18 protein-coding genes and 2 pseudogenes are annotated in these 22,950 nt (G+C 64.2%); 7 read left to right on the top strand and 13 right to left on the bottom strand.

Features of this window, described 5'->3' with window-relative positions; translation table 11 throughout:
* Nucleotides 1-44: 44 nt before the first annotated feature.
* Nucleotides 45-1,349 carry a nicotinate phosphoribosyltransferase gene (gene pncB, locus ACVWW3_RS38990; RefSeq protein ID WP_247441063.1) on the top strand — a complete coding sequence of 435 codons (1,305 nt, stop codon included), beginning with the start codon at nucleotides 45-47 and terminating at the stop codon, nucleotides 1,347-1,349.
* A 246-nt stretch (nucleotides 1,350-1,595) separates the two neighbouring features.
* On the top strand, nucleotides 1,596-2,903 hold the full coding sequence (locus ACVWW3_RS38985) for a GGDEF domain-containing protein (RefSeq protein ID WP_456651188.1): 1,308 nt from the start codon (nucleotides 1,596-1,598) through the stop codon (nucleotides 2,901-2,903).
* Nucleotides 2,904-2,915: 12 nt separating this feature from the next.
* Here ACVWW3_RS38985 and ACVWW3_RS38980 read toward each other — a convergent pair whose 3' ends face one another.
* The gene (locus tag ACVWW3_RS38980; RefSeq protein WP_456652085.1) at nucleotides 2,916-3,536 is read right to left on the bottom strand and encodes a TetR/AcrR family transcriptional regulator; all 621 of its coding nucleotides are present in this window, start codon (nucleotides 3,534-3,536) and stop codon (nucleotides 2,916-2,918) included.
* A 541-nt stretch (nucleotides 3,537-4,077) separates the two neighbouring features.
* Between ACVWW3_RS38980 and ACVWW3_RS38975 the strand changes: the two genes are divergently transcribed.
* Nucleotides 4,078-7,482 (top strand): acyl-[ACP]--phospholipid O-acyltransferase, encoded by a 3,405-nt coding sequence (locus tag ACVWW3_RS38975; protein ID WP_456651189.1) that lies wholly within the window; start codon nucleotides 4,078-4,080, stop codon nucleotides 7,480-7,482.
* A gap of 22 nt (nucleotides 7,483-7,504) precedes the next feature.
* On the opposite strand, the gene ACVWW3_RS38970 is transcribed toward ACVWW3_RS38975, so the two are convergent.
* On the bottom strand, nucleotides 7,505-7,726 hold the full coding sequence (locus ACVWW3_RS38970; protein WP_456672477.1) for a hypothetical protein: 222 nt from the start codon (nucleotides 7,724-7,726) through the stop codon (nucleotides 7,505-7,507).
* Between ACVWW3_RS38970 and ACVWW3_RS38965 the strand changes: the two are divergent.
* A pseudogene (locus tag ACVWW3_RS38965) lies at nucleotides 7,619-8,162 on the top strand (esterase/lipase family protein). The gene ACVWW3_RS38970 and the pseudogene ACVWW3_RS38965 overlap by 108 nt on opposite strands.
* Before the next feature lie 3 nt (nucleotides 8,163-8,165).
* On the opposite strand, the gene tcuB reads toward ACVWW3_RS38965, so the two are convergent.
* Genes tcuB through ACVWW3_RS38950 form a run of 3 tightly spaced genes read right to left on the bottom strand, consistent with a single transcriptional unit; the run spans nucleotide 8,166 to nucleotide 10,805 of the window.
* Nucleotides 8,166-9,272, bottom strand: coding sequence for a tricarballylate utilization 4Fe-4S protein TcuB (tcuB, locus tag ACVWW3_RS38960; RefSeq protein WP_456651191.1), 1,107 nt, complete (start codon nucleotides 9,270-9,272; stop codon nucleotides 8,166-8,168).
* Nucleotides 9,259-10,650 carry an FAD-dependent tricarballylate dehydrogenase TcuA gene (gene tcuA, locus ACVWW3_RS38955; RefSeq protein WP_456651192.1) on the bottom strand — a complete coding sequence of 464 codons (1,392 nt, stop codon included), beginning with the start codon at nucleotides 10,648-10,650 and terminating at the stop codon, nucleotides 9,259-9,261. The genes tcuB and tcuA overlap by 14 nt, the downstream gene beginning before the upstream one ends.
* Entirely contained in the window at nucleotides 10,647-10,805 is a 159-nt protein-coding gene (locus tag ACVWW3_RS38950; protein WP_247441071.1) for a hypothetical protein, read from the bottom strand. Before ACVWW3_RS38950 ends, tcuA begins: the two co-directional genes overlap by 4 nt.
* On the opposite strand from ACVWW3_RS38950, the gene ACVWW3_RS38945 reads away from it, so the two are divergent.
* A complete protein-coding gene (locus ACVWW3_RS38945) occupies nucleotides 10,804-11,499 on the top strand; it encodes a GntR family transcriptional regulator (RefSeq protein WP_456651193.1) in 696 nt (231 codons plus the stop codon). The genes ACVWW3_RS38950 and ACVWW3_RS38945 overlap by 2 nt on opposite strands.
* Before the next feature lie 11 nt (nucleotides 11,500-11,510).
* Here the strand turns inward: ACVWW3_RS38945 and ybaK are convergent, their stop codons facing one another.
* The 8 genes and pseudogenes from ybaK to mobB form a co-directional block, all read right to left on the bottom strand.
* The gene (gene ybaK, locus ACVWW3_RS38940) at nucleotides 11,511-11,984 is read right to left on the bottom strand and encodes a Cys-tRNA(Pro) deacylase (protein WP_456651194.1); all 474 of its coding nucleotides are present in this window, start codon (nucleotides 11,982-11,984) and stop codon (nucleotides 11,511-11,513) included.
* A gap of 139 nt (nucleotides 11,985-12,123) precedes the next feature.
* Nucleotides 12,124-14,893: pseudogene (gene fdhF, locus ACVWW3_RS38935) on the bottom strand (formate dehydrogenase subunit alpha).
* Entirely contained in the window at nucleotides 14,890-16,599 is a 1,710-nt protein-coding gene (locus ACVWW3_RS38930; RefSeq protein WP_456651196.1) for an NADH-ubiquinone oxidoreductase-F iron-sulfur binding region domain-containing protein, read from the bottom strand. Before ACVWW3_RS38930 ends, fdhF begins: the two are co-directional and overlap by 4 nt.
* Nucleotides 16,600-16,835: 236 nt before the next feature.
* Complete coding sequence (locus ACVWW3_RS38925; protein ID WP_456651197.1) at nucleotides 16,836-17,120, bottom strand: hypothetical protein; 285 nt, start codon at nucleotides 17,118-17,120, stop codon at nucleotides 16,836-16,838.
* A gap of 91 nt (nucleotides 17,121-17,211) precedes the next feature.
* Nucleotides 17,212-18,864, bottom strand: coding sequence for an OFA family MFS transporter (locus tag ACVWW3_RS38920; RefSeq protein ID WP_456651198.1), 1,653 nt, complete (start codon nucleotides 18,862-18,864; stop codon nucleotides 17,212-17,214).
* A gap of 317 nt (nucleotides 18,865-19,181) precedes the next feature.
* Nucleotides 19,182-19,445 carry a sulfurtransferase TusA family protein gene (locus tag ACVWW3_RS38915; RefSeq protein ID WP_456651199.1) on the bottom strand — a complete coding sequence of 88 codons (264 nt, stop codon included), beginning with the start codon at nucleotides 19,443-19,445 and terminating at the stop codon, nucleotides 19,182-19,184.
* A 77-nt stretch (nucleotides 19,446-19,522) separates the two neighbouring features.
* Nucleotides 19,523-20,779 carry a molybdopterin molybdotransferase MoeA gene (locus ACVWW3_RS38910; protein WP_456651200.1) on the bottom strand — a complete coding sequence of 419 codons (1,257 nt, stop codon included), beginning with the start codon at nucleotides 20,777-20,779 and terminating at the stop codon, nucleotides 19,523-19,525.
* A 9-nt stretch (nucleotides 20,780-20,788) separates the two neighbouring features.
* Nucleotides 20,789-21,316 carry a molybdopterin-guanine dinucleotide biosynthesis protein B gene (gene mobB / locus ACVWW3_RS38905; protein WP_247347475.1) on the bottom strand — a complete coding sequence of 176 codons (528 nt, stop codon included), beginning with the start codon at nucleotides 21,314-21,316 and terminating at the stop codon, nucleotides 20,789-20,791.
* 118 nt (nucleotides 21,317-21,434) lie between these two features.
* Between mobB and fdhD the strand changes: the two genes are divergently transcribed.
* Together fdhD and mobA are read left to right on the top strand one after the other, a co-directional pair.
* Nucleotides 21,435-22,325 carry a formate dehydrogenase accessory sulfurtransferase FdhD gene (fdhD, locus tag ACVWW3_RS38900; protein ID WP_456651201.1) on the top strand — a complete coding sequence of 297 codons (891 nt, stop codon included), beginning with the start codon at nucleotides 21,435-21,437 and terminating at the stop codon, nucleotides 22,323-22,325.
* Nucleotides 22,312-22,947, top strand: a complete 636-nt coding sequence (gene mobA, locus ACVWW3_RS38895; RefSeq protein WP_456651202.1) for a molybdenum cofactor guanylyltransferase MobA — start codon at nucleotides 22,312-22,314, stop codon at nucleotides 22,945-22,947. The genes fdhD and mobA overlap by 14 nt, the downstream gene beginning before the upstream one ends.
* The last annotated feature ends 3 nt before the right edge of the window (nucleotides 22,948-22,950 follow it).

The following is a 22,950-nucleotide window of genomic DNA, read 5'->3' as shown; positions in this document are numbered from 1 at the left end:
CAAATCCACTGGTTGCGTCGCCGCAGCCACGCTAGAATTCCCCCATGACAGTGACCGACATTGCGAGCCGGACCTACAATCACAGCTGGCGGCTGGATCCCATCATCCGCAGCCTGCTCGATACCGATTTCTACAAGCTGTTGATGTTACAAATGATTCGGGAATCTTACCCGACTCAGAAGGTAACATTCTCGGTCATCAACCGTTCGCGCCATGTCCGGCTCGCCGAGATCATCGACGAGGGCGAGCTGCGCGCCCAGCTCGACCACGCCCGCACCATCCGCTTCACCAAGAAAGAGTTGATCTGGCTTGCCGGTAACACCTTCTACGGCAAGACCCACATGTTCTCGGCGGACTTCATCCGCTGGCTGGCCGAATTCCGGCTGCCCGAATACGAGCTGCGCAAGGTCGAAGGCCAGTACGAGCTGCATTTCCACGGGCCGTGGAGCCACACCACGATGTGGGAGATTCCCGCGCTCGCCATCCTCAACGAATTGCGCTCGCGCGCGGCGATCAAGGGCCGCGGCCGCTTCGAGCTCGACGTGCTCTATGCCCGCGCCAAGGCCAAGCTGTGGACCAAGGTGGAGCGGCTGCGCAAGCTGGAGAACCTCCGGCTCTCCGATTTCGGCACCCGCCGTCGCCACGGATTCCTCTGGCAGCGCTGGTGCGTGGAGGCGGTGAAGGAAGGCCTGGGCCCGTCCTTCATCGGCACATCCAACGTCCTGCTCGCGATGGACAATGATCTCGAAGCCATCGGCACCAACGCCCATGAGCTGCCGATGGTCGCCGCCGGGCTCGCCAAGGACGACGAGGAATTGCGCTGGGCGCCCTATCGCATCCTCGACCAGTGGCGCCAGACCTATGGCGGCAACCTCCTGATCGCTCTGCCCGACGCCTTCGGCACCAAGGCCTTCCTGCGCGATGCGCCGGAATGGGTCGCCGACTGGACCGGCTTCCGCCCCGACAGTGCGCCGCCGATCGAGGCCGGCGAGGAGATCGTCGCCTGGTGGGAGAAGAAGGGCCGCAATCCCAGGGACAAGTTGCTCGTGTTCTCCGACGCCATGGACGTCGGCTCGATCGAGGAGACCTATCATCACTTCACCGGCCGCGTGCGGCTCTCCTTCGGCTGGGGCACCAACCTCACCAACGATTTCGTCGGCTGCCCGCCGGACGGCTCGTTCAATCTCGATCCGATCTCCCTGGTCTGCAAGGTGTCGTCGGTCGACGGACATCCGGCCGTCAAGCTCTCTGACAATCCCGAGAAAGCGACCGGCCTGCCCTCGGAGATCGAGCGTTATTTGCGGGTTTTCGGCGACGCCGGTCGGGTACGCAAGCCGGTGTTGGTGTAGCGCCAGAGCAAACTCTCTCGATCGAGTAAACCGCGCAAGTCGAATGCAAGACATCGGCTCGTCGATGCCGCGTCAGTTCCGGTTCGACGGCATTTGCAACGATCTGCGAACATCCGTTTCACAACGTCTTCACTCTGCGACACAGTCTCCCGGCATTTTCAAGTCGAGTTTAGAACCGCTCACGCGTAATCCGCGTTATGAGCGGATCACTCCGCTGGGGTCGTCGAGTGACTTGGGGAACGCAAAGTGTTTCGCAGAACAACGACGTCGACGAAGGGACGCAGTTTCCTTCATGTCATCAAGCTCGTCTCGCCTTTCGTCATGGTCGTCGTGCTGCAGGCGGCGATCGCCGGATTCAGCCTGGAGGTGATGTCCTCGGTCCGCGCTTACGTCGCGGGCGAGGCGATGTGGTCGCGCTCGCAGAAAAACGCCGTCTACTTCCTCAATCTCTATCTGCATTCGGGAGATGCCAGCCAGTTCGCGCAATACCAGACCTCGCTGGCTGTTCCCATCGGCGACGAGTTCGCACGCTGGGCGCTCGAGCGCGATCCGGTCGACGTCGAGGTCGCCCGCATCGGCTTTCTGCAAGGCGACAACGATCCCGATGACGTGCCGGGATTGATCTGGCTGTTCCGCTACTTCAAACAGGTCAGCTTTCTCAAGGAAGCGATCCGCGAGTGGGCCGCCACCGACCCCATGCTGCTGGAGCTGAACGTGTTCGGCGAGGTCATCCGGTCAGAACTGGAGAACGGGCCCGTTCAGGACGGCAACCGCCTGCAATTATTGTCGTCGCGGCTCTCGGAGCTCAACGCTCAGTTCACGGTGCACGCCAACCGGTTCTCCACCGTCCTCGGCGAAGGCTCCCGCGCCATCAAGATGACGCTGACTTGCGTCAATATCGTCACCGCCTTGACGTTGATCCTGCTCCTGATCTGGCACACGCGGCGATTGGTGCTGCAACGACAGGCGTTCGAGGATGCCTTGCATGCCGAGAAGGAGCGCCTGGCCTGGCAGGCATCACACGACTGGCTGACCGGCTTGTCCAACCGCCGCGCCTTCGAGGCGCGCCTGCAAAGCGAGCTCGACAACATCGCGACAGGTTCGCTCGGCCTGATCCTGCTCGACCTCGACCAGTTCAAGAACGTCAACGACAGCTGCGGCCATCTCGCGGGCGACCGCCTGCTCTGCCAGGTCGCACAACTGTTGCAGCAGGAACGGCGGCCGCACGATCTGGTGGCGCGGCTCGGCGGCGATGAATTCGGCCTGATCTTGCCGCAATGCTCGCCTTCTGGCGCCGTCGATATCGCCGAAAGGCTGCGACGATCGCTCGAATTGTTCAGCTTCACCTGGGACGATCGTTGCTTCGCGGTAACCGCGAGCATCGGCGTGACCTGTATTGCCGATCGCTGCACCACGCTCGAAGGCGCGATGCGGCACGCGGATGCGGCCTGCTACCGCGCCAAGGAGAAGGGACGCAACCGGGTTCAGGTCGACAGCGTGCGGCCGGACGTCGTCCTCGTAGCCTCGCGACAACGCGAAGCTGCGCGCGCGTGACGACGGCGCCCGTCAGCGTACGGGCAAAATCCCGAGACCGGCGAGATGTGCGTCGAGGAACTGTTCGACCTGCTGGCGCAGCATCTGCGGCGGCACGGCCACCATGCGCTCTTCCAGGCCAAGCGAGATGATCCCGTGCACGGCGGAAAACAGGGTGCGTGACAGCAACGCGATCTGCACGTCGTCTGCATTCGGAAGCAGCCGCACCAAGGGTGGATGCATCAGCGCGAACGCGTCCATCACCAGCTGAAGGATGTCATCGGGGTAAGGACGATCGTCCTCCATCCGATGCTCGAACAGCGCGCGCAGCAGGTTGGCGTGCTCCGCGAAGAACTCGAGATAGGTCGCGGCAAGCCCATAGAGCTGGCGAACGGGATCTGCGGCCGGAACTCCGCCAAGGCGTACGGTCAGCGCCTGAACGGTCTCCCGATTCACGGTCAAAATGACCCCGTCGAAGTCGCCGAACTCGTTATAGACGCTTCCGATTGAGCAGCCGGCGGCTTCGGCAACATCCCGAACCTTTAGCGATCTCAAACCCTTAGTCGCAATAATACGACGGGCGATCTCCAGGATCTGAAACCGTCGGCGACTTTTTTTTTGATCTCGTAGCGATTCGTCTTGAACATTGTTCATTTTCAGGATACTCATTTGAACAATGTTCACTTTAAACCGGAGACCTGCAAAATGCAAACCCTCGCTGTTGATATCGCCTCCACCTTCGTCGATGACGCCACGGCTCTCGTGACCGGATTTGCCCGCGCGCTCCTGCGGTTCGCGATGGCGCCGATCGATCGCATCGCAAATGCCTGCGACATCGCCGGCGTCCTGACCGAGCGCCGCGCAACCTTCCGGATGTGGCGCGCCAACCGCGCCCGTGCCCGTGATGAGGGCCGGCGCTTCAGCCTGCTCGGCCGCTTCTCGCCCTTTCGCCGTCTCGCCCACCTCACCTGAGGCGGGCGCAGCCGGCACGCCTCCCTGCCGGAGCTTGATAGGGCCGCGACCAAACCATTTGCGAACCAAACGTCACCACGCGGAGACCAACAGGATCGGAAGGCCAAGGCGCAGGCCGGGACGATCGTCGACAACCCGCAATTGCCCGTCGCGTCTCCTTCGGTCCCGATGCCCAACCGACAATGAAACAACCTCAGACAGCGTTTCCAAAACAGGACTAATCATGATCAGGGATTTGATGTCGTCACGCCGCTTTGCGCCCCTGTTCTGGGCGCAATTCTTCTCGGCGCTGAATGACAACGTGCTCAAGAACGCACTCGTCATCATCCTGCTTTACAGTGTCGCGACCGGCCACGGAGATGCGCTGGTGACGGTCGCAGGCGCCGTCTTCATCTTCCCCTATTTCATCCTGTCCGGGCTCGGCGGGCAGCTCGCCGACAAATACGTCAAATCCGTCGTCGCGAGGCGGCTCAAATTCGCCGAGATCTTCGCCGCGGGCTTTGCCGCCGCCGGCTTCTTGCTGCATTCGGTGCCGCTGCTGTTCGCAGCGCTCGCACTGTTTGGCGTCATCGCCGCCCTGTTCGGCCCCGTGAAATATTCGATGCTGCCGGACCAGCTCGCGCTCGGCGAGCTCGCGACCGGCAACGCGCTGGTCGAAGGCGCGACCTTCATGGCCATCCTGCTCGGCACCGTCACCGGCGGCCAGTTCGTGGCCGGCTCCGCGCATATGGGCTGGGTCGCATCGGCCGTGGTCGTGCTGGCCCTGCTGTCCTGGGCCGTCGCCTCCCGCATTCCGGCAACAACGCCGTCTGCACCCGATCTGTCCGTCAACGCCAATCCCTGGACCTCGACGCTCGGCCTGTTGAAGACGCTGCACGCCGACCACCGGCTGTGGGACGGCACCGTGATCGTCTCCTGGTTCTGGCTGGTGGGCGCCATCGTGCTCTCGCTGCTGCCGGCGCTGGTCAAGGACGTCGTCGGTGGCACCGAGGGCGTGGTAACGCTGTGTCTCGCGGTCTTCGCAATCGGCATTGCCATCGGCTCGCTGTTCGCCGCTAGCCTGAGCCACGTTCGCCCGAACCTCGCGCTGGTGCCGATCGGCGCCATCATCATGGGGTTTGCCGGCCTCGATCTCGCCTGGGCGATCGGCGCGACCAGCAAGGGTCAGGACATCGCCGCGGTCGACTTCGCGACGTCGTTCGCCGGCCTGCGCATGTTGATCGACTTCGTCGCCTTCGCATTCGGCGGCGGGTTGTTCGTCGTGCCGTCCTTCGCTGCCGTCCAGGCCTGGTCGGCACCGTCCGAGCGTGCCCGCATCATCGCCGCCGGCAATGTGCTGCAGGCCGCTTTCATGGTAGCGGGCTCGCTGTTCGTCGCGCTGCTGCAGGCGGCCGGATTGCATGTCGGCTGGATCTTCTTCGGCCTCGGCATCGCAAGCTTCGGCGCAGTCTGGTTCGTGCTGACGAAGTGGGGCAAGGAAGGCGTGCGCGATTTCGGTGGGCTGCTGTTCCGCGCACTGTTCCGCACGGAAGTCCGTGGGCTCGAGAATCTGCCGCCCGCCGGCACGCGCATGCTGATCGCGCCCAACCATGTCAGCCTGATCGACGGCCCGCTGCTGCACGCCGTGCTGCCGATCGACGCGAGCTTCGCGGTCGATACCGGCATCTCCAAGGCCTGGTGGGCCAAGCCGTTCCTGCGCGTGGTCAAGCACTACACCATGGACCCCAGCAAGCCGCTGGCCGCGCGCGACCTGATCAGGCTTGTCGCCGCCGGCGAGCCGGTCGTGATTTTCCCGGAGGGACGCATCACCGTCTCCGGGTCGCTGATGAAGGTCTACGACGGCACCGCGATGATCGCGGACAAGGCCGATGCGGTCGTCGTCCCGATCCGCATCGAAGGCGCGCAACGCTCGCATCTCAGCTATCTCAACGGCAGCCAGATCAAGCGCTCGTGGTTTCCGCGGGTGACCGTCACCATCCTGCCGCCGGTCAAGCTTCCGGTCGATCCGTCGCTGAAGGGCAAGGCGCGCCGCAACGCTGCGGGCGCAGCGCTTCAGGACGTGATGATTGACGCCATGGTGAAGAACGCCATGCTCGGTCACACGCTGTTCGAAGCGCTTGGGCACGCCTATCGCGACCGCGACACCGGCAAGGTCATCGTCGAAGACGCGCTCGGCACCAAGCTGACCTATCGCAAGCTGATCCTGGGCGCGCAGGTCTTGAGTCGGAAGCTGGAGAGCGGCACCGCCGTCGGTGAGAATGTCGGCGTGCTGCTGCCGAATTCCGCAGGCGTCGCCGTCGTCTTCATGGCGCTGCAAAACATCGGCCGGGTGCCGGCGATGCTCAACTTCTCCGCGGGCCCGGTCAACGTGCTCGCCGCCATGAAGGCCGCGCAGGTCAAGACGGTGCTGACGTCGAAGGTCTTCATCGAGAAGGGCAAGCTCGACAAGCTGATGGCGGCGATCTCCGCGCAAGTCCGCGTCGTCTATCTCGAGGATGTCCGCGCCTCGATCGGCACGGCCGACAAGATCAAGGGCCTGCTCGCCGGCACCGCGCCGCGCGTCACGCGCCAGGCGAATGATCCAGCCGTCGTGCTGTTCACATCGGGCTCGGAAGGCACCCCCAAGGGCGTGGTGCTGTCCCACCGCAATATTCTTGCCAACGCCGCGCAGGCGCTGGCGCGGGTCGATGCCAACGCCAATGACAAGGTGTTCAACGTGCTGCCGGTGTTCCACTCCTTCGGACTGACCGGCGGAATGATGATGCCGCTGCTCGCGGGCATTCCGATCTACATGTACCCCTCGCCGCTGCACTATCGGATCGTGCCCGAGCTGATCTACCAGACCGGCGCCACGATCCTGTTCGGCACCGACACGTTCCTCACCGGCTACGCGCGCTCGGCGCATGCCTACGACTTCCGTACGCTGCGCCTGGTGATCGCCGGCGCCGAAGCGGTCAAGGATCGGACACGCCAGGTGTTCATGGAGCGCTACGGCATCCGCATCCTCGAAGGCTATGGAGTCACCGAGACCGCGCCGGTGCTGGCGATGAACACGCCGATGGCCAATCGCCCCGGCACCGTCGGCCGCCTGTCGCCGCTGATGGAAAGCCGCCTCGAGCCAGTCCCCGGCATCGAGGAAGGTGGACGCCTCTCGGTGCGCGGACCGAACGTGATGCTTGGATACTTGCGGGCCGAAAATCCCGGCGTGCTCGAACCGCTCGCCGAGGGCTGGCACGACACCGGCGACATCGTGGCGATCGACGCCGCCGGCTTCATCACCATCAAGGGCCGCGCCAAGCGCTTTGCCAAGATCGCGGGCGAAATGGTCTCGCTGTCAGCGGTCGAGAGCATCGCGACGACGCTGTGGCCGCAGGCCGCATCGGTTGCCGTGTCGATCCCGGATCCGCGCAAGGGCGAGCGCATCGTGCTGCTAACGACGGAGAAGGGTGCCGAGCGTAGCGCGATGCTGGGTCAGGCAAAGACGATCGGCGCGTCCGAGCTGACCGTTCCCGCGGCGATCTTGGTGGTCGACAAAGTGCCGCTGCTCGGCACCGGCAAGACCGACTACGTCACCGCAACGACGATGGCCCGCGAGCAGGCATCCGCGCCGGAGCGCGAGGTGGCGTAGAGAGATGCACGAGGCGCCTCAATCAGGCGAGGCGCGGTGCCCGGGAGTGGTTCTGCTTCACGGCATCGCGCGAACCTCGGCATCCCTGAAACGACTTGAACGGGCGCTCCAGACGACCGGGTTCGCGACGCTGAACATCGACTACGCCAGCCGCCGCAAACCGATCACAGCGCTCGCGGACGATATCCACCCGGAGGTCGCCCGCTTCGCCGAACGTCATGCGCCGCTGCATTTCGTCGCGCATTCGGATGGGTGGTCTGGTGACGCGTGCCTATATCGCAAAGTACCGGCCGGACCAGCTTGCGGGCGTGGTAATGCTGGGTACGCCAAACGGCGGTAGCGAAGTCGCCGATCTCCTGCGTGGATCTCGGCTCTACCGCGCATTCTACGGCCCCGCCGGGCTCGAGCTCACCACCACGGCTGCGACCGGGTCTGACGCCCTGCCCGCTGTGGACTATCCCGTCGGCGTGATCGCGGGAAGCCGCTTCATCGATCCCGCCGCAGGTCTCTTCGTTCTGCCGAAGCCGAATGACGGACGGGTCTCAGTGCAAAGCGCGATGGTGGCCGGAATGGCCGACCATGTCGTCGTCAAGGCGTCCCATGCCGGGCTTCCGCGTCACGCCGCTGCGATCGAACAGACCATTGCCTTCCTGCGCGACGGCCGCTTCCGCACCATCTGAATCTCAAGAGCCGGCTTCGCTGCGCCGCTCCTGCGCATAGCGCACCAGTGCCGCAAAGCGATAGATGCCGTGCACGAACTTGCCATAGGGCATCGTGATGAACAGCGCGAATACCGCGCCCAAATGCAGCGCAAGGAGCGGCCCCATGGCGGAGGTCTCGCGCAGGAGCAGAAGCAGCATGCCGGTAAAGCCGGTCAGGAACAACATGGCGATGAAGCCGACATCCATGCCGTAGCGGCTCTTGTCGAGCAACGCCGGATCGCGCCGCATCTTGGCCGCGAACAGGCCGATCGGCCCGATGATGAGACCGATGCCACCGAGCGTGCCGAGCACCACCGGCAGATCCCACCACGGATACGGCGCCTCGCGGCCGAGCAGATAGTGATACAGCGTGGCGACCGAGGTCGCGGCGAAGCAGAGCAGGAAACCGTAGAAAGTCAGGTGATGATACAGTTTGCGCCGGTCGGTCGGCTTCTCGTCCTCGTTATAGCAGCCGACGCCGCCGCCGTGGAGATAGCGCAGCTCGCCCGCATCGCGGATCGCCTGGAAGATCGAGCCCCCATCGGCACGGCCGCCGATCGGCGTGCCGATGTCGCGCCAGAACGCACGCACGCTCATGACCAGCGCGAGGATCGCATAGAGGAAGGCGGCGCTGAATAATGCGGCCATCGCATTGTGCGGCATCAGTCTGTAGAACGCGCCGGGACCGGTGTGCACGCCGAACAGCACGCTGCGGTCGTTCAGGACGGCGAAGCCGAGAATGAAGGCGGCCATGCTGAGCGCGGCGATGACACTGATGACGAGGCCGTTGCGCGCGAACGCACCGGACAGCGCCTGTGGCCAGGCATAGGCGGCATAGGATTCGGCGCGCGCGATCGCCAGCGTCTGCGGGACGTTGACGTTGAATTCATGCGGCGGCGAGAACTGGCAGTCGACGTAGCAGGCGCCGCAGGAATGGCAGAGATTGGCGAGATAATTGAGGTCGCCGTCGGAGAAGGCACGGCGCATTTCCATGGCGGGAAATACCGCGCACAGTCCCTCGCAGTAGCGGCAGGAATTGCAGACCGTCATCAGACGGTCGGCTTCGTCGAGAATTCTAGTTCCGTGCATGTTTCGCCGCTTCCCGTCCTGCGACCCGCCCGAACACACTGCCGATGGTCATGCCCATGCCGGCGGCATAGCCCTTGCCGAGCACGTTGCCGGCCATGATCTCACCGGCTGCGAACATGTTGGCCGACGGCTTGCCGTCAGCCATCAGCATCCGCGCCTCCCTGGTCACGCGCGTGCCGAGATAGGTGAAGGTTATGCCGGGCCGCACCGGATAAGCGAGATAAGGCGGCGTCTCGATCCGCCGCGCCCAATGCGTCTTCTGCGGTGTGATGCCTTCGGTGCGGCAATCGTCCAGAACAGTATGGTCGAAGATGCCGGGCCGCACCGCGGCATTGAACTCCGTGATGGTCTTGTCCAGCGCAGCTGGATCGAGCTCGAGCTTGCCGGCGAGCTCAGCCACGGTCTGCCCGGCGATCGGCGGGAACAGTGTCGGCATGAACGAGGTGACGACGGTCGAATCGAAGATGATGTAGGCGATCTGGTCCGGCTGCGCCGCGACCAGCCGGCCCCAGATCGCGTAGCGCTTCGGCCAGATGTCCTCGCCCTCGTCGTAGAAACGCTGGGCGTGCTTGTTGACGACGATGCCGAATACGACCGAGTCGTGACGCGTGATGATGCCGCCGTCGAACTTCGGCGCGCGGGCGTCGATCGCGACCGCATGGCACTGCGTGGGGTCGCCGACCTCCTGCACGCCCTTGTCGAGCAGCATCTTCAGGATCGAACCGCGATTATAGGGCGTGCCGCGGATCAGGAAATTGTCGGCGGCCTCGCCCCAATATTGCTTCAGCCATTCGATGTTGGCCTCGAACCCGCCGGCCGCGGCGACCAGCGCCGTCGCGCGGATCTCGGTCTCGCCATCGATCGGCCGCTTGAGGCGCGCGGCGAGAAACATGCCGTCCTCGATCATGAGGTCGGTGACCTCGGCGTCGTATTCGACCTCGACGCCGAGCCGCTCGGCAGTGAGATAGAGCGCGTTGAGCATCGCGCGGCCGCCACCGAGGAAGAAGGAGTTGGTGCGGCCGAGGCTCAGCGTGCCGCCAAGCGAGGGCTGCCAGCGCACGCCCTGCTCCACGATCCAGTTCAAAATGTCCTTGGATTCCCGGATCATGTGACGGGCGAGCACCTCGTCGGTTTGCCCGCCGGTGACGCGCAGCAGATCCTCCCAGAACTCTTCCTCGGTGTAGGGGCCGGTCAGGATGTCGGTGGCGGCGTCATGGGCGCAGCGCATGTTGCGGGTATGGCGGGTGTTGCCGCCGCGATAGAACTTTGGCGCGCCCTCCAGCACGAGGACGGAGGCGCCGCCACGCCGGGCGCTGATCGCCGCACACAGCGCCGCATTGCCGCCGCCGATCACCAGCACGTCGTATTTACTGCTCATGCCGTCTGCCCGATGCCGACGAAGTTAGAGACATTCTGCCCGCCGGCCGCCTCGGTCAATCCCGGCCGCCATTGCGTACCTTTGTATACAAAGATATACATCAGCGTTGCAAGCGGCATCTCTGCATGGGCAGGATGCGCCGCGAGGGAAAACATGGCCAGACGCCCGGCAAAGGCAGGCGGATCGATCGCGCGCGGCGGCGGTGTCGCGCTGGGCGAAGCGGTGTTCCGCTCGCTCTGCGAGGCGCTGCAGGCCGGCAGCTACCGCGCCGGCGACCGGCTGCGCGAAGAGGAGGTCGCCAAGCGGCTGAAGGTCAGCCGCACGCCGGTGCGGGAGGCTCTGGGCCGGCTCGCGGCGCGCGGGTTCGTCGAACCCGCCGGCGGCCGCGGCCTCATCGTGCGCAACCTCGACATCTCCGAGGTGCTCGAACTCTATGCCATGCGCGAGATCATGGAAGGCGCCGCCGCGCGCCTGGCCGCGGAGCACGCCTCAGCGACCGAGGTCGACGCGCTCAGGGATATCGAACAGGCTTTTGTCCAAGCGTCCGCGGCCGACGCCGCCGAGATGGCAGGAGAAATGGCAAGGCTGAACCGCGCGTTCCACGAGGCGATCTGCCGCGCAGCGCGCAACCGCTATCTCGACAACGCGTCAGGCGAATTGCAGGACTGGATCGCATTGCTCGGTCCCACCACCTTCACCGTGTCGGGCCGGCCCTCGACCAGCCATGGCGAGCACCAGGCCATCATCGACGCCATCGCGGCTCGCAACGGCGACAAGTCGGAGCAGCTCGCGCGCGCACACATCCGCGAAGCGCTGCGCTGCCGGCTGAAGCTTTTGCAAAAGCAGTAGCGGCGAGACGCTCAGGCTACCACATCCGCGACGACCGCCTTCAACACGACCCGCGCGTCATCCGGTTTGAGCCGCACCTGCAATCCGCGCTGACCACCGTTGATGTAAACCTGATCATGCACGAGCGCACTCTGCTCGATCACGGTGCGCACGGGCTTCCGCTGCCCGAACGGGCTGATGCCACCGACCTTGAAGCCGGTGACTCGCTCGGCTTCGAGCGGCTTCATCATTTGCGCCGACTTGCCGCTCGCAGCCGCGGCGAGCTTCTTCATCGAGACTTCGCGGTCGGACGGGACGATGACACAGACCGGCTTGCCGTCGACCAGCGCCATCAGCGTCTTCAGGACGCGCGCGGGGTCCTCGCCGAGCGCCGATGCGGCCTGGAGTCCGATGCTCTCGGCATCGGGATCGTAGTCGTAGGTGTGGACGGTGAAGGCAATGCCGGCGGTTTCAAGCGCGCGCGTGGCTGGGGTGATTTTGGACATAGATCATGTTTAGCACCGTCATTGCGAGGAGCGAAGCGACGAAGCAATCCCGAGCATTCCGGGGAAAGGTCCTGGATTACTTCGCGACGTTTGCAATGACGGTGCGGGTACGCAGAGGCGCCGCACACGCGGCGGAGCTTTACTCCGCCGCGTTGCGCATTTCCGCGCGCTCGGCCCTGGCCGCGCAGAATTTGAACTCCGGGATCTTCCCGAACGGATCGAGCGCCGGGTTGGTCAACAAATTCGCTGCCGCTTCCGCGTAGCAGAACGGCATGAAGACCATGTTCTCGGGAACGTCGCGGTCCGAGCGGACCTTGACCTCGACCGCGCCGCGGCGGGTCTCGAGCCGAATGAAATCGCCGGGCGCGAGCTTCTTCCTGTGCATGTCCTTCGGCGACATGAAGGCCACAGCCTCGGGCTCGATCTGGTCGAGCACCTGCGCGCGGCGGGTCATCGAGCCGGTGTGCCAATGCTCGAGCACACGGCCGGTCGAGAGCACCATCGGGTATTCCGCGTCGGGAAGCTCGTCCGGCGGGATCACCTTGGCCGGCACGATCTTGCCGCGGCCGCTCGCGGTCGGGAAGCCGGTGGTGAAGATGATCTCGTTGCCGGGCTTGTTCGGATCGTCCGCCGGATAGGTGACGGCACCTTCACGCACCAGCCGTTCCCAGCTGATGTTCTTGAGCGACGGCATCAGCTCCGCCATCTCGGTGTAGACGTCGCCGGGACCGGCGTAATTCCAGGGCAGGCCCATGCGCTTGCCGATCTCCTGGATGATCCAGAGATCCTGCCGCGCATCGCCCGGCGGCTTGATCACCTGGCGCGCCAGCTGCACGCGGCGATCGGTGTTGGTGAAGGAGCCGTCCTTCTCCGCGAAGGCCGAGGCCGGCAGGATGACGTCGGCGTGGAAAGCGGTCTCCGTGACGAAGAGATCCTGCACGACGAGATGATCGAGCATCGCGAGTGCTCCGCGCGCATGCTGCAGATCCGGATCGGACATCGCGGGGTTCTCGCCCTCGATATACATGCCCGTGATCTCGCCGGCATGGACCGCGTTCATGATCTCGACCACGGTCAGGCCGCGAACGGGATCGATCTCCTTCTGCCAGACCTTCTCGAAGTTCACGCGCAGATCGTCACGATCGACCGGCTGATAATCCGGCAGGAACATCGGGATCAGACCGGCGTCGGAGGCACCCTGCACGTTGTTCTGACCGCGCAGCGGATGCAGGCCGGTGCCGGGGCGGGCCGACCTGGCCGGTGATCAGCGCCAGCGCAATCAGGCAGCGCGCATTGTCGGTGCCGTGGACATGCTGGCTGATGCCCATGCCCCAGAAGATGATCGACGATTTCGCTCGCGCATAGGTTCGCGCGACCTCACGCAGGGTCTGCGCAGAGATGCCGCAGATCGCCTCCATCTTCTCCGGCGTGAACTCCTTGATCTTCTCCTTGAGGTCCTCAAAACCCTCAGTGTAGCCGGCGATGTATTGGTCGTCGGTCAGCCCCTCGGTGATGATCGTGTGGATCATCGCGTTCAGCATGGCGACGTCGGAGCCCGGCTTGAACTGCAGATGCTTGGTCGCATGGCGCGACAGCGACTGCCGGCGCGGGTCCATGACGATCAGCTTTGCGCCATTCTGCTTGACCGCATTCTTGATGAAGGTTGCGGCGACGGGATGATTCACAGTCGGGTTGGCGCCGATCACGATGATCACCTCGGCGTCCATCGCCGCCGAGAATGGCGCCGACACCGCGCCAGAGCTCAGGCCTTCGAACAGCGCCGCGACCGACGAGGCGTGGCACAGACGCGTGCAATGGTCGACATTGTTTGAACCGAAGCCGGTGCGCACCAGCTTCTGGAACAGATAGGCCTCCTCGTTGGAGCCCTTCGCCGAACCGAAGCCGGCCAGCGCCTTCACGCCCTTCTCGTCGCGGATCTTGACCAGGCCCTTGGCCGCGATGTCGAGCGCTTCTTCCCAACTCGCTTCGCGGAAATGCGTGAAGGGATTGGCCGGATCAACCTGGTCGTTGGAATCCTTCTTCGCGTTCGGCAGCCGCACCAGCGGCTTGGTCAGCCGATGCGGATGGTGGATGTAGTCGAAGCCGAAGCGGCCCTTGACGCAAAGACGGTTGCGGTTGGCCGGGCCGTCGCGGCCCTCGGCATAGATCACCTTCTCGTCCTTGACCTCATAGGTCACTTGGCAGCCGACGCCGCAGAACGGGCAGAGCGAATCCACTTTCTTGTCCGCATAGGTGACGCGGGTCTGCTTCTCGTCCAGCATTACGGCCGGCATCAGTGCCCCGGTCGGACAGGCCTGCACGCATTCGCCGCAGGCGACGCAAGTGGACTCGCCCATGGGATCGTCGAAGTCGAAGACGATTTTCGAACCATGGTTGCGATAGGCCATGCCGATGACGTCGTTGACCTGGACCTCGCGGCAAGCACGCACGCACAGGCCGCACTGGATGCAGGCATCGAGATTGACGCGCATCGCCGGATGGCTGGCATCGGTCGCCCAACGCTCGGCGGCGGGGAAGCGGCTTTCGGTGACGCCGGTGGCCTCGGCCCAGTGCCAGAATTTGGACTCCGGATCGTGCGAAGTCTCGCGCGCCGGCTGATCGGCGACCAGCAGCTCCATGACCATTCTTTGCGCGGAAACCGCGCGCGCGCTCTCGGTCTTCACCTTCATGCCGACCGACGGCGTGCGCTTGCAGGACGCCGCAAGCACGCGCTCGCCCTCGATCTCGACCATGCAGGCGCGGCAATTGCCGTCGGGGCGATAATCCGGTGCCGGCGTATAGCACAGATGCGGAATCTCGCGGCCCTGGCGTTTCGCGACCTGCCAGATCGTCTCGCCGGCGTTGGCCTCGACCTGCTTGCCGTCGAGCTCGAACGTAATCTTCGTCATTCGGCCGCTTCCTTGAACTCGTCAGGGAAATATTTGATCACGGTGGACAGCGGATTCGATGCCGCCTGACCGAGACCGCAGATCGAAGCATCGCGCATCGCCTGGCTCAATTCTTCCAGAAGGGCGCGGTTCCAGACCGGTTTCTGCATCAGCTGCACGGCCTTCTGGGTTCCGACGCGGCACGGCGTGCACTGGCCGCAGCTCTCGTCCTCGAAGAATTTCATGAGGTTCAACGCGGCCGCGCGCACGCTGTCCTTTTGCGACAGGATCACGATCGCGGCCGAGCCGATGAAGCAGCCGTATTTTTCAAGCGTGCCGAAGTCGAGCGGGATGTCGTCCATCGCCGCCGGCAGGATGCCGCCGGACGCACCGCCCGGCAGGTATGCGTAGAACTGATGGCCGTCGGCCATGCCGCCGCAATATTCGTCGATCAGCTCGCGCACGGTGATGCCAGCAGGCGCGAGCTTCATGCCGGGGTTCTTGACGCGGCCCGACACCGAGAAGCTGCGCAGGCCGTGCCGCTCATGGCGACCGTTGCCCTTCCACCAGTCGGCGCCCTTCTCGACGATGTCGCGCACCCACCACAACGTCTCGATGTTGTTGATCAGCGTCGGCAGGCCGAACAGGCCGACCTGGAACGGGTACGGCGGTTTGTGCCTGGGCAGGCCGCGCTTGCCCTCGATGCTTTCTAGCAGCGAGGATTCCTCACCGCAGATATAGGCGCCGGCGCCGCGGCGCATGTGCAGCGTCGGGCCGCCCGGCGGGAGCTTTGCGATCTCGCGCTCGATGATCTCGCGCGATGCCGGATATTCGTCGCGCAGGTAGATGTAGATATCCGAGGCCTGCACCACATGCGCACCGATCAGCATGCCCTCGAGGAAGCGATGCGGATCGCTTTCGAGATAGACGCGATCCTTGAACGTGCCGGGCTCGCCCTCGTCCCCGTTGATCGCCATCAGCCGCGGACCGGGCTCGCCGAGCACTGCGCGCCATTTGCGTCCCGTCGGGAAGCCGGCGCCGCCGAGACCGCGCAACGAGGCGTCATCGAGCGCCTTCAACAGATCGTCTGTCGGCAGTTCGCCCGAGCGCAAGCGGTTGAGCAGCTTGTAGCCGCCGTCCGCAACATAGGCGTCGTAGCCGATATATTTGGGCAGATGCGCGTGGGTGTCGCCGGCCTTCGCGGCCGCCATGACATTGGCGACGGTCGCGTGATCGACGAAGTTGTGGCCGACTTCCGCGGCCGGTGCGGTGTCACAACGGCCGACGCAGGGCGCACGCACCACGCGGATGCTGGGACCCGACGCGTCTTGCAAATCGGCGAGCAGCTTCTCGGCCCCGAGCATCGCGCAGGTCAGCGAATCGCAGACGCGGATCGTCAGCGGCGGGATGTCAGGCTCGCCTTCCTTCACCACGTCGAAATGCGCGTAGAACGTTGCGGTCTCGAACACTTCGGCGAACGCGAGCTTCATCTCGTCGGCGAGCGCGGCGAGATGCGCGGCCGAGATCTGGCGATACTTGTCCTGGATCAGATGCAGATATTCGATCAACAGGTCGCGCCGCCGCGGCTTGTCGCCGAGCAGCTGCTCGATCTCATGGGACGCGGTGGGATCGACCTGCCGTCCCTTGGGCGTGGATTTAGCGCGCTTCCGTCCCTGGCCGGGATGTTCGAACTCGCGAACCTTGTGAACGTCGTCGTTGCTGCTCATGGAGACGTCGCGTTCTCCTCAAATGCGCGATGAGTTTAGGCCAGATCGCCAATGCGATCCGCCTTCATTCCCGACTCGATCAGCGAAACCAGTTCCCGCTGACCAAGCCAAATTCGACTCAACTCTAATCTCTGGTATGCCAGATGCAAGACAATTTAGAACGTGCCTAGAATGATTTAGGAGGCAGGCGGTCGCCCGCCATGCCCCTTTACCCAAGCGCCAGGCGGAACCCGATCTCAGGTCTTGCTCATGCACTCTTCGATGTAGAACCAACGGTCGTCGCCAGCGAGGCCCTTGGACTTTACCTCGGCGCGGCAGGCCTTGAGCTTTGGCTTGTTGGCTGCCCATTTCGCCTTCATGTCTTTCAGCTTCTGCATGGAGAGCTTGATCTTGCCAGCCGGCTTGGCATTGGTCGTCGCGGCGGGCGCTGTGGTGGCAGGCGTCGTGGCGGTTTGCGCGGACGCGGTATGAAGGCTTGCGGCCAGCAGCATGGCGGCAAGGCCGATACGAGTGCTAAGCATAAAGAATCCCCCTAGATCCCATTCTTGACTTGAAAGACGAGCATCGCGGGATGCTGAGCAGTCAGCATCCCGCGACGATGTGGGTTTGCGATTACAGGATCTTAACCGCGCTCTCGAGCGTCTTGTACACGCCCCACGCCAGCGGGACGCCGACGAACAGCCAGAACAGCGCAGCCTTGATATCGAGGCCGCCGGTTCCGATCCCGAACGAGCCCGTCTGAACCGTATTGGCGCCGGCGCCCGCCGCCTGCAGCTTCGCGACTTCGGCTTCGCTCATGTACCATTTCGAGTCGACCGGCTTGATCAGGTAGTTGCAGATGATGCCGGCGATCAGCATCGCACAGAGAATGTACATGGTCGTGTTGTAGAGCTGGTCACGCGGCACGCCCGCTGCGAGCTGGAACTCGCGGATGTAGTTCACGACAACGGGGCCGATGATGCCCGCGGTGGACCACGCCGTCAGCAGCCGGCCGTGGATCGCGCCGACGAACTGAGTGCCGAACATATCGGCCAGATAGGCCGGCACCGTGGAGAAGCCGCCGCCATACATCGACAGGATGACGCCGAAGCCGAGCACGAAGAGCATCTTCGAGCCCATCGCCGCAAACGTCGGCGCCAGTGCGTAGAGCACGATGCCGAGGATAAAGAACGTGTAATACGTATTCTTGCGGCCGATATAGTCAGACAACGACGCCCAGACGAAGCGGCCGCCGATGTTGAACAGTGACAGCAGGCCCGCGAAGCCCGCCGCGATCCCGGCGATGACAGTCTTCTGCTCGACCGAGAGCTGACCAAAGGCGAGCTCCGGATGGCCGATCAGCTTGCCGGCGAAGATCTCCTGCAGCATCGGAGAGGCCATGCCGATCACGCCGATGCCGGCCGACACGTTCAGGCACAGCACCCACCAGATCAGCCAGAACTGCGGCGTCTTGTGCGCGTTGTCGAGATGGACGTGATGCTCGGAGATCATTGTCTTCTTCTCGCTCGGCGGCGTCCAGCCGTCAGGCTTCCAGCCGGCCGGCGTCACGCGGTAGGCGAAAGCGCCGATTGTCATGAAGACGAAATAGACGATGCCCATCACGAGGAAGGACTTCCACACGCCGACATCGGTCGGTGTCTTGAAGTAGTTGATCAGGATGTTGGCAAACGGTGCGCCGATCATGGCGCCGCCGCCGAAACCCATGATCGCCATGCCGGTCGCCATGCCGCGGCGATCGGGAAACCATTTGATCAGCGTGGACACAGGCGAGATGTAGCCGAGGCCAAGGCCGATGCCGCCGATCACGCCGGACCCCAGCCACATCAGCCAGAGCTGGTGGGTGTAGATTCCGATCGCACCGAGGAACAGGCCACCGCACCAGCAGATCGCCGCGACGAAACCGGCCTTGCGCGGACCAGCCCGTTCGAGCCAGCCGCCCCAGACAGCAGCGGAAACGCCGAGCACGACGAAGAACAGGGTGAACATCCAGCCAAGGCTTGCGACCTTCCAGTCGCAACTGGTGGTGAAGAGCTCCTGCCACAGCGACATGTCCGGACAGGCTTTCGGCGCCGTGATGCCGATCGCGCGCGACAGCGGCAGCCAGAACACCGAGAAGCCGTAGGCCATGCCGATGCAGAGATGAATGCACAGCGCGGCCGGCGGTACCAGCCAGCGATTGAAGCCGGCCTTGGCGATCGTGCGCTCGCGATCAAGAAAACCCGCGCCGGCGCCTGAAATCGTTCCAGCGCTCTCGATTGTCGTCATGCGTTCCTCCCCTGCGGACGCCCTTCTGAGCGGCCCGCCGCTAGATCCTGTTCCTCAGCCCATTGCGGTGCAGCCTGTCCCTGCTGCTCCGCACAATCACACGATGCGCGCCAGGATTGTCACGCACATCCAAACGTTAACCCCTCAACCCCGAGATCTATGCCCGACGCCGCGTTCAGGCTTCATGCGATGTCCCGTTGCTCCGCGTATCGCGGGCAAGACTCGACCTCCGCGTCTCGGCGGAGGAAGTCAATTGGGGCAGAAGTGATGAGCGATGTCGATAGACAAAAGGTAGGTATCAACTGCGTGACCGTTGGCTAAGTGGGCGGCGCACCATTAATTTTTTCTATCGGCCTATCGGTCTTCTCTATCAAAAACACGATGCGCGCGTCGTTGCGCTCCGTGATCTCCACCGTGCCGCCGGTCTCGCGGATCAGGTTCGGGATGTCAATCACCGACAATGGATCCGTGCAGTACACCTCGAGCTGATCGCCCGCCTGCAAGGGTTTCAACGCCCTGCGCGTCTTCAGGGCGGGGAGCGGGCATTTCAACCCGGTGAGATCGAGCGTCGTTCTGGTCATGGGCGCAACATGGAGGGCTGGGTTGATGGCGTCAACGCCAAGACAATGCCAAGACAACGCCAAGACAACGCCAAGCCTCAGAGCAGATCGGCATAGGATAGGAAACCTACACCCTGCCCCGGCTCGACCTGGGTGATGTCTTCGCCCAGTTCAATGAGACCGTCGGTCTCGACCAGCGACGACAACAGGCCGGCGCCTTCGCGCGGGAACTTGATAGCCTCGAGTGCGCCGTCCTGTCCGCGCCGCAAGGACGCCCGAACATATTCGCGCCGCCCGATCTTTTTCTTGTAGGTGAATGCCGCGCGCACCGGGATCGGCAACAGCGGCTCGGCCAGGCTGCCCGCGAGCGCCAGCACCGTCGGCCGCACCACATGCACGAAAGTCACGAAACTCGCGACGGGATTGCCCGGCAATCCGATCAGCGGCGTGCCCTCGATGATGCCCATCGCCACCGGCCGTCCCGGCTTGATCGCCATCCGCCACAACACCAGCGAGCCGATGCTTTCGACCGCCGCCTTGACGTGATCCTCCTCCCCGGTCGAGACGCCGCCGGTGGTGAGGATCAGGTCGTGGCTGCTTGCCACCTGCTTCAAGCCATTTGCGAGCGCGTTGCGCTCGTCGCGCAATATGCCGAGATCGCTGACCTCGCAGCCGAGCCGGCGCAGCATCGCCATCAGCATGAAGCGATTGGAGTCGAAGAGCTGCGAGGTCGCGCGCGGCTCGCCGGGCGAAGCCAGTTCGTCGCCGGTCGAAAACACCGCGACGCGGATGCGCCTGACGACGTCGAGCCTGACAAGGCCGAACGCCGCGGCGAGCGCGACATGCTGCGGCAGCAACCGCTGGCCTGCGCGCAGCGCGATGTGCCCTTCGGGAATGTCCTCGCCCGCAGGCCGGACATTGGCACCCGGCTTCAGTCCCGGCGGCAGCACAATCTGGCCGGAATCATCGATGCGGACATCTTCCTGCATGAAGACGGTTTCGGCATCCGGCGGCATCGGCGCGCCCGTAAAGATGCGCGCGGTGTGGCCGGCCTTGATCTGCGCCTGCGCAAGGCCGCCGGCCTGGATGCGGCCGTCGAGCGGGAGCGCCCGTTCCGCGCTGTCCGGAACATCTGCGTTGCGCACGGCGTAGCCATCGACGGCAGAGTTGGTGAACGGCGGCAGCGGCAGAGGCGCCGCGATGTCGCGCGCCAGCACACGCCCGTCCGCATCGACCAGCGCCACGGTTTCGAGATCGGCAATCGCGCTGACGCGCGTCGTGATCAGGCCAACGGCCTCGCCGACCGACATCATCGGTCCACCGAAGGCAAAACAATCGTCGGACAATTGCGCCATGGTGCCTCGTCAACGCATCGCAGCGCTTTTCGCGACCGCTTCCTCGACCGGCATCGCCGCGCGGAGCAGCAGCGCCGCAGCAGCCTCGATATCATCGAGATGGACGGTGGGCAGTCGCGTTTCAATGGCGACATCGGCCGCGATCCCGAAAATTCCGGGATCATCGGGAAACAGCAACGGCTTGTCGTTGGCGGCGCGATGCACCTCGATCTTGCGATGCGGCTCGCGCTTGAAGCCTTCGACCACGACGAGATCGACCGCGGACAGCTTGCTCAACAGTTCCGGCAGTCGCGGCTCCGCCGCGCCGCGCAACTCATGCATCAGGACCCAGCGATTTGACGAAGCCACCAGCACCTCGGCCGCGCCGGCCTCGCGATGGCGCCAGGAGTCCTTGCCGGGCACGTCGACGTCGAACTGGTGATGCGCATGCTTGATGACCGAGACGCGCAAGCCCTGCGCGTTGAAATGCGGGATCAGCCGCGTCAACAGCGTGGTCTTGCCCGCACCGCTCCAGCCTGCAAGGCCGATGACTTTCATCACAACGTGATCTCCGCCAGCCGTATCTGCGCCCGCAATGACGAGAAGAGAGACATTTTCGCTTTCCACCGCCATGCTTATATCGGCTTGACCCGAATGTCATGCTAACGTCACGGCCATGATGAAGATCGACAAAGCCCCGGTGCCCCTTATCGCGCCGAACCCGGACGACCCGCGCCTGACCCAGACCGTGACCGGGACCGACCAGTCCGGCGCCAGGATCGAGATCAAGGTGCCGATGGAGCGGCCGCTGACGCTCTACCTGAATTCGCAGGAAATCGTCACCATGATGACGATCGGCGACTACCCGGAATATCTGGCGCTGGGCTATTTGCTCAACCAGAACATGCTGAAATATAATGACGAGGTCACCGAGGTCGAATACGACGACGACCTCCAGGTGGTCGTGGTCCGCACCGAACACCACACCAATTTCGAAGCCAAGCTGAAGAAGCGCACGCAGACTTCGGGCTGCGCGCAGGGCACCGCCTTCGGCGACCTTCTCGAAGCGGTCGAGAGCGTTGCGCTGCCGAAGGCCGAGTTGCGCACCTCCTGGCTCTACCAGATGACCCAGACCATCAACACGATGCCCTCGCTTTATCTGGAAGCCGGTGCGATCCATGGCTGCGTGCTGTGCAGGGAGGGCGAACCGCTCTGCTACACCGAGGACGTCGGCCGTCACAACGCCGTCGACAAGATCGCGGGCTGGATGTACCGCCACGGTGTCGATGCATCCGACAAGATCCTCTACACCACGGGACGGCTCACCTCGGAGATGGTGATCAAGACGGTGCGCATGGGAATTCCGATCCTGGTGTCGCGCTCCGGCTTCACGGCCTGGGGCGTCGATCTCGCACGCCAGGTCGGGCTGACGCTGGTCGGACGCGCGCGCGGAAAACGCTTCATCGCACTCGCGGGCGAAGAGCGCATCGTCTACGACCAGAACCTCGCTTACATCGAGGAGGAATCGGCCAAGCACAAGCGCAAGGGTGAAGGTGGTGGAGACTAGCTTTCCGACGACGCAAGGCGTGCTGCTCGCCGGCGGCCTGGCGCGGCGCATGGGCGGCGGCGACAAGCCGATGCGGACCATCGGCGGGCGCACCATCCTGGAGCGGGCGATCGCACGCCTTGCGCCCCAATGCAGCGGACTGATCCTGAATGCCAACGGCGATCCCGCCCGCTTTGATTCATTCGGATTGCAGGTCGTCGCCGACGATGTCCCCGGCTTTCCCGGCCCGCTCGCCGGCATCCTTGCCGCGCTCGACTGGACCGCAGCGAACCGGCCTGAGGTGGAGTGGGTGCTCAGCGCCGCCGGCGACTGCCCCTTCCTGCCGCGCGATCTGGTCGCGCGCTTGCATGAAGAGCGCATCGCGGCGAATGCCGAGCTCGCCGTTGCGGCGTCAGGCGACCAGTCGCATCCGGTGATCGGATTGTGGCGCGTTGGCTTGCGCGACGAACTGCGTCACGCGCTGGTGGTCGAAGACCTCCGCAAGATCGACCGCTGGACCGCGCGCTACCCGCTCGCGACGGTGACGTGGTCGACCGAGCCGCTCGATCCGTTCTTCAACGCCAATACGTTCGAGGATATCGCGGAAGCCGAGCGGCTGGCCGCGCTGGATGCGGCGTCTTAATCC

This window comes from Bradyrhizobium sp. LM2.9, assembly GCF_054056555.1.
Note: the sequence above shows the minus strand (reverse complement) of the source record. Positions and strands in the feature narration are given on the sequence as shown.